Source organism: Lysinibacillus sp. NPDC093688, from assembly GCF_050280145.1.
In the GTDB taxonomy this organism is placed as follows: domain Bacteria; phylum Bacillota; class Bacilli; order Bacillales_A; family Planococcaceae; genus Lysinibacillus; species Lysinibacillus xylanilyticus_B.
Genome location: NZ_JBNNUX010000071.1, coordinates 1 through 9,793 on the forward strand (window position 1 = coordinate 1; position 9,793 = coordinate 9,793).

9 protein-coding genes and 1 riboswitch are annotated in these 9,793 nt (G+C 39.5%); of the genes, 7 read left to right on the top strand and 2 right to left on the bottom strand.

Annotated elements, in window-relative coordinates; all coding sequences use genetic code 11:
* Nucleotides 1-157: 157 nt before the first annotated feature.
* A complete protein-coding gene (locus ACQKN2_RS24460) occupies nucleotides 158-538 on the bottom strand; it encodes a C39 family peptidase (RefSeq protein WP_427417243.1) in 381 nt (126 codons plus the stop codon).
* A gap of 163 nt (nucleotides 539-701) precedes the next feature.
* Nucleotides 702-1,055, bottom strand: a complete 354-nt coding sequence (locus ACQKN2_RS24465; RefSeq protein WP_427417244.1) for a thioredoxin family protein — start codon at nucleotides 1,053-1,055, stop codon at nucleotides 702-704.
* A 378-nt stretch (nucleotides 1,056-1,433) separates the two neighbouring features.
* Here ACQKN2_RS24465 and ACQKN2_RS24470 point away from each other — a divergent pair, with 378 nt between their 5' ends.
* From ACQKN2_RS24470 to ACQKN2_RS24500, 7 genes are all read left to right on the top strand, one after another.
* Nucleotides 1,434-3,818 carry a 3-hydroxyacyl-CoA dehydrogenase/enoyl-CoA hydratase family protein gene (locus ACQKN2_RS24470; protein WP_427417245.1) on the top strand — a complete coding sequence of 795 codons (2,385 nt, stop codon included), beginning with the start codon at nucleotides 1,434-1,436 and terminating at the stop codon, nucleotides 3,816-3,818.
* 53 nt (nucleotides 3,819-3,871) lie between these two features.
* A complete protein-coding gene (locus ACQKN2_RS24475) occupies nucleotides 3,872-5,044 on the top strand; it encodes an acetyl-CoA C-acetyltransferase (RefSeq protein WP_323648210.1) in 1,173 nt (390 codons plus the stop codon).
* 120 nt (nucleotides 5,045-5,164) lie between these two features.
* A complete protein-coding gene (locus ACQKN2_RS24480) occupies nucleotides 5,165-6,949 on the top strand; it encodes an acyl-CoA dehydrogenase family protein (RefSeq protein WP_427417246.1) in 1,785 nt (594 codons plus the stop codon).
* Nucleotides 6,950-7,751: 802 nt separating this feature from the next.
* Nucleotides 7,752-8,108, top strand: coding sequence for an arsenate reductase family protein (locus ACQKN2_RS24485; RefSeq protein WP_427417247.1), 357 nt, complete (start codon nucleotides 7,752-7,754; stop codon nucleotides 8,106-8,108).
* Nucleotides 8,109-8,199: 91 nt separating this feature from the next.
* Complete coding sequence (gcvH, locus tag ACQKN2_RS24490) at nucleotides 8,200-8,580, top strand: glycine cleavage system protein GcvH (protein ID WP_427417248.1); 381 nt, start codon at nucleotides 8,200-8,202, stop codon at nucleotides 8,578-8,580.
* Between the two features lie 200 nt (nucleotides 8,581-8,780).
* A complete protein-coding gene (locus tag ACQKN2_RS24495) occupies nucleotides 8,781-9,122 on the top strand; it encodes a toprim domain-containing protein (RefSeq protein ID WP_079561464.1) in 342 nt (113 codons plus the stop codon).
* A gap of 15 nt (nucleotides 9,123-9,137) precedes the next feature.
* The gene (locus tag ACQKN2_RS24500) at nucleotides 9,138-9,449 is read left to right on the top strand and encodes a thioredoxin family protein (protein ID WP_427417249.1); all 312 of its coding nucleotides are present in this window, start codon (nucleotides 9,138-9,140) and stop codon (nucleotides 9,447-9,449) included.
* Between the two features lie 53 nt (nucleotides 9,450-9,502).
* Nucleotides 9,503-9,607: riboswitch (SAM riboswitch) on the top strand.
* Nucleotides 9,608-9,793: the final 186 nt, after the last annotated feature.

Here is a 9,793-nt window from a genome sequence, read left to right on the forward strand (position 1 = left end):
TCTGCTTTCGCACCGTTGCGTCTGCCGTTTCCAGCTCCGCTTTGGTCACAAGGCTTTAGGAGTTAAAAGCAATTAACGTGGAGTTCGCACCAATCACTTGATACGAAGGGTATTCTGTTATAAATCTATGCTTCTATACAGGTCTGTATAGTTTTGTTTAAATTTGTTGTAACAGGTTAGGTACCCAATGATACGCGAAGGCAGCCCTTTTATCGAACCAATTCAGGCTAAAATAGCGGTCAAAGCGTATGGCGACAGGTCGCCCTGCATCTATTTCTTGCATAGCCTCCTTTAAAGTACAATTACGAATATCCCATGTCGGACGGAGCCGCCGAAGATTGCGAATTAGACGCCACTTAAATAACCCAATTTTCGTGCCACCGAGAAGTTTATAAAGCTCATTTACCGAAGGAGCTTGATCTTCAAAGTAGTTTAAAATTACGTGTACAGTTGTAGGTCCACAAGCGGAATTACGATAGTTGGGTGAAATGGCTGCATCATATTGTGATTTTCCAAGTAGCGACAATTGTTGGCCCATCATAATCTCCTTTCTAAAAAGAGCCGCATTTCAAAAAGAAATGCAGCTCCGTTTTTCGATTATTTTTGTGCAGATAAGGAATCTGTTGCTTGCGGCTGAAGCTTCGCTTTCGCCACAGCTCAGTAGACCTTCTACATTAACTTTGCTATTTTAGCCTAGTTAATTATTTTTGTTCAGATAAGAAATCTGTAACTTGCTGAGGTGTTTTAGCATTAGCGCTATGTAAATGTGCTAATTTTTCACCGTTTTGGAAAATTAGTAGGCTTGGAATACCCATTACATCATATTTGTCCGCAATTTCTGGAAGCTCATCACGGTTAAGTTCATACCAGTCAAATTGGTTGTACTCTTCGATAATTGGATCGATGAACATATTCATGCGTGTGCAATCTGGGCACCATCCAGCGTAAAATTTCACTAGAACTTTTTGATCACCAGAGATCAGTTCGTTAAATTGGTCAGCAGTTGTAATTGTTTTCATTAGTATTTCACTCTCCTCGCTTTCCATTTTACACATTTTTGACGCAACCTGAAAGTTTTCTGTTTGGAATAATCGCTATCTGCTTATTGTCTTGTTTTCGCTCGTAAAAAACGAAAAAAGTTGTATATTGCAAAAATAATTGGTGAAAAAAGATTGCTAAATGAAACAAAATATTCTACACTAAAAACAGAAAAAGTAGTTTTATCTTCATTCAGCGGAAAATAGTACCTCAAAAACTAAAATGGTAGTTGAACGGAGATAAGCCTTAGTTGTATGTCACAGAAAACAACTAAATTTGAATCGAGCTAGACCAATTCAAATTCTGGACAAAAATACACTAAGGTAAACTTGATATTTTTTTGGTCAAAAAATGAATGGCTATTCATTCAATGGGAGAATAAGGGGGAATTGCTTGTGACGTACAACATTAAAAAAGCAGCTGTTCTAGGTTCTGGGGTAATGGGTTCTGGAATTGCAGCACATTTAGCAAACATCGGTATTCCAACATTATTATTAGACATTGCACCGAAGGAACTAACAAAAGAGGAAGAAGCGAAGGGGCTTTCCTTAGAGCATCCTGCTGTAAGAAATCGTATCGTCAACGGAGCTCTTCAAAAGTTATTAAAGCAAAAGCCAGCACCACTTACTTCTAAGAAAAATTTATCACTACTATCGGTTGGTAACTTTGAGGACGATTTAGAGAAATTAAAAGATGTAGATTGGATTATTGAAGTTGTTGTTGAAAATTTAGCGATTAAACAAAACTTATATGAAAAAGTTGATGCTGTACGTAAGCCAGGCACAATTATTAGTTCAAACACATCTGGCATAAGTATCGATGCAATGGCAGAAGGGCGTTCAGAAGATTTTAAAAAGCATTTCCTAGGAACTCACTTCTTCAATCCGCCACGCTATTTAAAATTACTTGAAGTCATCCCAGCAAACACAACAGCGCCAGAAGTTGTCAGCTTTATGAAAACATTTGGCGAAGATGTACTTGGGAAAGGTGTCGTACTTGCTAAGGATACACCGAACTTCATTGCCAACCGTATCGGAACGTACGGTTTACTAATTACTTTACAAGAAATGATGAAGGGTAGCTATTCAGTTGGTGAGGTGGATTCTGTAACCGGTCCCCTAATTGGTCGTCCGAAATCTGCAACCTTCCGAACGTTGGATGTTGTTGGTTTAGATACATTTATCCATGTAGCGAAAAACGTTTATGATCAAACAACTGGTGAAGAGCAGCAAGTATTTGCAGTACCCGAATTCTTACAGAAAATGGTCACAAACGGCTGGCTCGGAGCAAAATCAGGTCAAGGATTCTTCTTAAAGCAAGGTAAAGAAATCCTTGAAATTGATCCAAACACTTTAGAATATAGCCCTGCTAAAAAGTTAAAAACACCTTCTATCGAAATGGCAAAACAAACACGTGGATTAGCAAATAAAGTGAAAGCATTAACATATGCTAAGGATCGTACCGGAGAGTTATTATGGGGTATCTTCGCTCCGACGCTAATCTACTCTGCACAGCTCCACGGTGAAATTGCTGATGATATTGTTGCCATTGACAATGCTATGAAATGGGGCTTCGGCTGGCAGCAAGGTCCATTTGAAATATGGGATGCAATTGGCGTCAAAGAGTCTGTAGCTAAAATGGAGGCAGAAGGTCGTGAGGTGCCGGCATTCGTAAAAGATATGTTAGCAAGCGGCTTTGAAACTTTCTATTCAGACATGGACGGTGAACTTGCCTATTATAATGGCTCTGAATACGTAAAAGTGCCAGTCAATGAAAAGGAAATTAACTTAAAACGCTATAAGAAAAAGCACGGTGTTATTAAATCAAATACAGGTGCTAGTTTAATAGATATAGGTGATGGAATTGCATTACTTGAATTCCATTCCCAATCAAATGCAATTGGCTTAGACATTATCCAAATGATTAACTTTGCAATCGATGAAGTAGAAGCGAACTATAAAGGCTTAGTCATCGGTAACCAAGGGAAAAACTTCTGTGTTGGTGCAAATCTAGGAATGATTTTAGTAGAAGCACAGGATGATAATATTTTTGAACTAGATTTCGTTATTAAAGCATTCCAAGATGCGATGCAAAAGATTAAATACTCTCGCAAGCCTGTTGTGGCAGCGCCTTTTGCTATGACACTTGGTGGCGGAGCAGAGGTTTGCTTACCAGCCGCACATATTCAAGCAACAATGGAAACGTATATGGGCTTAGTCGAAGTCGGTGTAGGATTAGTTCCTGGCGGTGGCGGTAATAAAGCACTTTACCAAAAATTCCTCAAAGGGTTACCAAATGGCGTTGAGGTAGACTATCAACATATTGCTAATAAAGTATTTGAATCGGTTGCGATGGCGAAAGTTTCGACATCTGGTGAAGAAGCACGTGAAAATAACTTCTTAAACTTTGCTGACGGGATTTCTGTTAACCCAGATCACCAACTATATGATGCAAAACAAGCTGCACTAGCGCTTTTTGAAGCTGGCTATTTACCGCCTGTACCTACGAAAGTTCCTGTAGTCGGTGCATCAGGATACGGTACGCTATTAATCGGTGCGCAAGGAATGTTTGAATCAGGCTATATTAGTGAACACGATTTAAAAATCGCTAAAAAATTAGCGTATGTCATTGCTGGTGGTAAAGTTCCATATGGCACATTAGTAGATGAACAATACCTATTAAACCTTGAGCGTGAGGCGTTCCTAAGCTTAGTAGCAGATCCATTATCTCAACAAAGAATGCAGCACATGCTTTTAAAGGGAAAACCACTGCGTAACTAACTTTATGACTGAAATGACCATACTTGCACATGAAACAAAGGGGGATTTATACGATGCGTGAAGCCGTTATTGTAGCAGGAGCACGAACTCCGATTGGGAAAGCGAAGAAAGGTTCTTTAGCAACCGTTAGACCAGATGATTTTGGAGCGGTTGTTGTCAAAGAAACATTAAAAAGAGCGGGCTATGAAGGTCCGATTGACGATTTAATTTTAGGGTGTGCAATGCCAGAAGCTGAGCAGGGCATGAACGTAGCACGTAATATTGGAGCGCTTGCTGGATTACCAGATACAACGCCAGCGCAGACAATTAATAGATTCTGTTCTTCAGGTTTACAGGCAATTGCTTTTGCAGCAGAGCGTATTATGCTAGGACATTCTAAGGCAATTCTTGCTGGTGGCGTCGAGTCTATGAGTATGGTGCCAATGGTTGGCAATACGCCTCGCTTAAATCCAACGTTAGCAGAAACTGCTCCTCAATATTATATGGGGATGGGGCACACAGCTGAGGAAGTGGCACGTCAATACAATGTAAGTAGAGAAGATCAGGATGCATTTGCTGTTCGTTCACATGAGCTTGCAGAAAAGGCGATTAAAGAAGGCAAATTCAATGATGAAATCGTACCAATCGAAGTGGAGCAACATTATGTAGATGACAACAACAAACCACAGGTGAAAAAATTCACGTTTAGCATGGATGAAGGTGTACGTCCAGGTACATCTGTAGAAGGTTTAGCAAAGCTTCGTCCAGCCTTCCATGTTAAGGGGAGTGTTACAGCTGGTAATTCTTCTCAAACTTCGGACGGTGCAGCAGCGGTACTTGTGATGGATCGTGAGGAAGCTGAAAAGCAAGGGCTTAAACCGATGGCGAAGTTTTTAGGCTTTGCAGTGGGTGGAGTACCTCCTGAGGTGATGGGTATTGGCCCAATCGTGGCAGTACCGAAAGCACTTGAAATTGCAGGCTTATCAATAGATGACATTGATTTATGGGAAATTAACGAAGCATTTGCGTCACAATCTTTACAAGTCGTACGTCATTTAGGTATCGACCAAAACAAAGTAAATGTCAATGGTGGAGCAATTGCCGTAGGTCACCCACTTGGTGCAACGGGAGCTATTTTAACATTAAAGCTTATTCATGAATTGAAGCGTCAAGGTAAGAAATATGGTGTCGTGACAATGTGTATCGGCGGCGGTATGGGTGCTGCGGGAGTATTTGAACTTCTATAATTTTTGCTAGATCAGCTTGGAGTGCTACGTTTCTGGTTGCCTCCGAACACAGTACTTCAAGCTTTTCTATATATTGGGGATAAAAACTATTACTAATAGATGCATAGGGAGGAATTTTGAATGACAGAAAAAACAACGGATTTCATTAAAGGCGGCGGATTTATTATTGAAGATGTGGAGTTAGATCGTGTATTTACACCAGAAGATTTCACAGATGAGCATAAGATGATTGCTAAAACTACTGAAGAGTATGTAGCAAATGAAGTGTTACCAGTCGTTGAAAATTTAGAAAACCATGAATTTGAGCATTCGGTTCGCCTACTAAAAAGTGCAGGTAAACTCGGCTTACTAAGCGCAGATGTACCTGAAGAATATGAAGGTCTAGGATTAGACAAAGTTTCTTCTGCATTAATTGCAGAAAAAATGTCTGTTGCTGGCGGTTTCTCTATTACACATGGTGCACATGTAGGTATTGGTTCTTTACCAATCGTCCTATTCGGAAATGAAGATCAAAAGAAGGCGTATTTACCAAAGCTTTCGTCAGGTGAATTAATCGCTGCTTACGCATTAACAGAGCCAGGTTCAGGTTCTGATGCATTAGGTGCAAAAACGACTGCAAAGTTAAACGATGCAGGGACACACTATATTTTAAATGGTGAAAAGCAATGGATTACAAATGCAGGCTTTGCAGATGTATTTGTTGTCTATGCAAAAATCGATGGCGATAAATTCACAGCATTTATCGTAGAACGTGCCTTCAATGGCGTTTCAGTTGGCGCAGAAGAGAAAAAAATGGGGATCAAATCTTCATCGACACGTACATTAATACTTGAAGATGCAGAAGTACCTGTAGAAAACCTTTTAGGTGAAGTAGGTCGCGGACACGTTATTGCCTTTAATATTTTAAATATCGGTCGCTATAAATTAGGGGTTGGAACAATCGGTGGCTCGAAGCGTGCATTAGAGCTTGCTATTCAATATACAAATCAACGTCAGCAGTTTAAAACGAAGCTGTCTGATTTCAATCTAACAAAAGAAAAATTATCGACTATGGCTTCACAATTATATGCATCTGAGTCATTAAATTACCGTACAGTAGGTTTATTTGAGGACCGCTTAAGTCAACTAAGCCCAGAGGAGCAAAAGCAAGGGAAAGTGATTGCTGGTGCTATTGCTGAGTATGCGATTGAATGTTCTATTGCTAAAGTATTTGGTTCAGAGACTTTAGATTATATTGCAGATGAAGCGCTTCAATTACATGGTGGTTACGGCTTTATGGCTGAATACGAAGTAGAACGTATTTACCGTGATTCTCGTATTAATCGTATTTTTGAAGGTACAAATGAAATTAACCGCATGATTGTACCAGGTACATTTATGAAAAAGGCATTAAAAGGCGAATTACCATTACTAAAAGTCGCTCAAAATTTACAGCAAGAACTTCTTATGTTAATGCCTGAGGATGTAGGCACAGAGCCGTTAGCACAGGAAAAATATCTTGTGAAAAATGCGAAGAAAATTGCTGTATTGGCAGCAGGTTTAGCAGCACAACGCTTCGGCGCGAAGCTTGATCAAGAGCAAGAAGTATTAGTGAAGATTGCAAATATCGCAAACCAACTATTTGCTATGGAATCTGCTGTATTGCGTACAGAAAAAGCGATTGCTCGTGACGGTGCTGAAAAAGCTCATCAAAAGTTACTGTACACTCAAATCTTCTGCCAAGAAGCATTTGCAGAAATTGAAAAAGAAGCAAAAGATACGATTCTTGCTTCAGCAGACGGCGACGCTGCACGCATGACATTGTCTGCACTACGTAAATTAACTCGCAACAACCCATACAACTTAATCGTGAAGAAACGTGAAGCTTCTGTTAAATTAATTGAAGCAGAAAAATTTGTAGTTTAATATCGCAGGTTAACCTAGCTATCCGCAGAGATGTGATAGCTAGGTTTTTTTGTTGGAAATAATAGTATGGCTCTTGCAAAATGAGGAGGTGATTTCCTGGGGGCATCCAAATGTCATCCAACTTTTGAGTTTTATCGGAGCACTTTTCCGTTTTATTGCCCAACTTTTGAATTTTATCGATCAACTTTTCAGTTTTATCGCCCAACTTTTGAGTTTTATCGATCAACTTTCACGTTTTATCACCCAACTTTTGAATTATATCGACATCCACCTTCCAAAGAGAAAAAAAGGATTCATACAAAATTGTGTGCGAATCCTTTAACTTTATTGTGTCGTCCAGTCTTCACTCTAATCAACTAATTAGCATAGCATTTATCCTCTGACATGTCGTTTTATAGCAAAAGGGTTTTGTCTGTGCGAAAGTGAAGGGCAATAACGAAAAGTACAATTACGTCACTGTTATGATCTATTCAATTATGGTGCGTTGGTTGCCAGAGCGTTCACTTTTGAAATACATAAATTTAATAAAAGTTCTACACTATTGCTGATTGTAGTGGAAGGCTACTTGACTCCCGTGGAAAAGCGAGACAGGCGAGACCCTGCACGAAGCGTAGCGGAGGAAGCGGCTCGACGCTCGCCCACAGGAAAGCGAGTAGCCTGGAACGGAAATCAACCTCCGCTCTATTCCGTTATGAAGTAATTGTTTCATTTTGGTTCGTACCGGTTATGATGGTATACTACAGAAAATGAGGGGGACGCTGAAAATATAGTGTCCTAAAAAGATAGTAGAGGAGCCTTATAAATGACGATTCAATTTATTCAATATCCTAAATGTACTACTTGTAAAAAAGCTCAAAAATGGCTAAATGACAATGGAATTTCATACGAAGAGGTACACATTGTCGAACAAACGCCTACAAAGGACGAATTATCAAACTTATGGCAAGCAAGTGGACAACCTTTAAAGAAATTTTTTAATACTTCTGGTATGAAATATCGCGAGCTTGGCTTGAAGGATAAACTTGCTGAAATGACTGAAGAGGAGCAGCTTGAACTGCTTGCATCAGATGGTATGTTAATTAAACGTCCGATTGTAACTGATGGAAATAAAGTTACTTTAGGGTTTAAAGAATCAGATTTTGAGCAAGCTTGGAAATAACTGCTTTTAATCGCTTTTAATCTTGTTTTTATGGAAGAAGTATGGCACACTGAAAGTGAATATATTACATATTTATGGAGGGGTTTTTTGCATGAGCACACCTAAAGACTTACGATACTCTGAAGAGCACGAATGGGTAAAAATGGAAGATGGTAAAGTACGTATCGGTATTTCTCACTTCGCACAATCTGAACTTGGAGATATCGTTTTCGTTGAACTTCCACAAGTTGGCGACGAAATCAAAACAGATGATCCATTCGGTAGCGTAGAATCTGTAAAAACAGTTTCTGAATTATATGCACCAATCTCAGGTACAGTAGTTGAAGTAAATGCAGATTTAGAAGATAGCCCAGAATTCGTTAATGAATCACCATATGAAAAAGCATGGATGGTCGTTGTAGAGCCTGCTGATGCATCAGAAGTTGAAAAACTTATGACAGCTGAGCAATACGATGAAATGATTGCAGAATAATACAAGCCTGTAAGACAAGCCTGTAATAGAAAAACGTCGGAAACTACCGACGTTTTTTATTATCTTCATTCATCCTGCCAGCATAGTCGATGAGGGTGAATGCAAGTATATTCCCATATCAATAGGTGTCTAACAGTATCAAAGACAAGATTTATTGATATAATGAATGATAAGGGATATGTCTAAACGGGGGTGGCGTTATGTTCGAGGGGAAATGCTTAATTGTAGAAGGCCGTTCGGATAAGCTTCAAATTGAACCTATTTTAAATGAACATGTTAAAATACTTTGCACGAATGGTACAATTGGTGTGCATCAATTAGAAGAGTTACTCGATCCATATGAAGGCTGTGAGCTTTATACATTTTTTGATGCAGATACATCGGGTGATAAGCTACGAGCATTAATGGACAGACATTATCCAGAGGCTGAGCATTTACGTACAATGCCAACATATAAGGAAGTTGAGACAACTCCGAGGAAGGTGCTAGCGGCGATTTTGCTTCGTGCACATTTCTCAATCCATAATGAATATATTTTGTAAGGTTGCGTGAAAAAGATGGAAGAATGGTCAAAAGAGCAGTGGGACGCGGCTATCCAGTCTGGTGAAAAAGCTGCTTTTTATTTATATACGCCAATGTGTGGAACGTGTGTAGTTGCATCGAAAATGATGTCGGTTGTAGAGCAATTGCTGCCACAGCTACAGGTTGGTAAAGCGAATATTAATTTTATCGAGCAAATCGCTTATGAGAATAAAATTGAAAGTGTACCGTGTTTACTTGTATGTGAAGGCGGAGAAGTGACGGAAAAGGTTTATGCCTTTCAATCCGTACCATATTTATACGAATTGTTAAAAAAATCAATTGACTGAACTTTACTCACGTGGTAAAGTACGAATATACTAAAAAATATAAATATATCGAACTCTTATAAAGAGCGGCGGAGGGAAGTGCCCTATGAAGCCCGGCAACCATCACTAAGTGAAAAGGTGCCAAATCACCCAAAGATTTTATCTTTGACAGATGAGAGAACGGTTTAGCGTATAAGTTACGTGACCCCTTCTACTTGTCTTTAAGTGAAGGGGTTTTTTTAACTTCTTTCAACGGGTGTCCAGACACCCGCTGAAATAGAGGAACTCAGTCTAAGAACGCCACGTCCTGTGGCAATTTATCTGTGCGAAAGCGTAGCGACAGCAACACACGACTGAGTGACCAA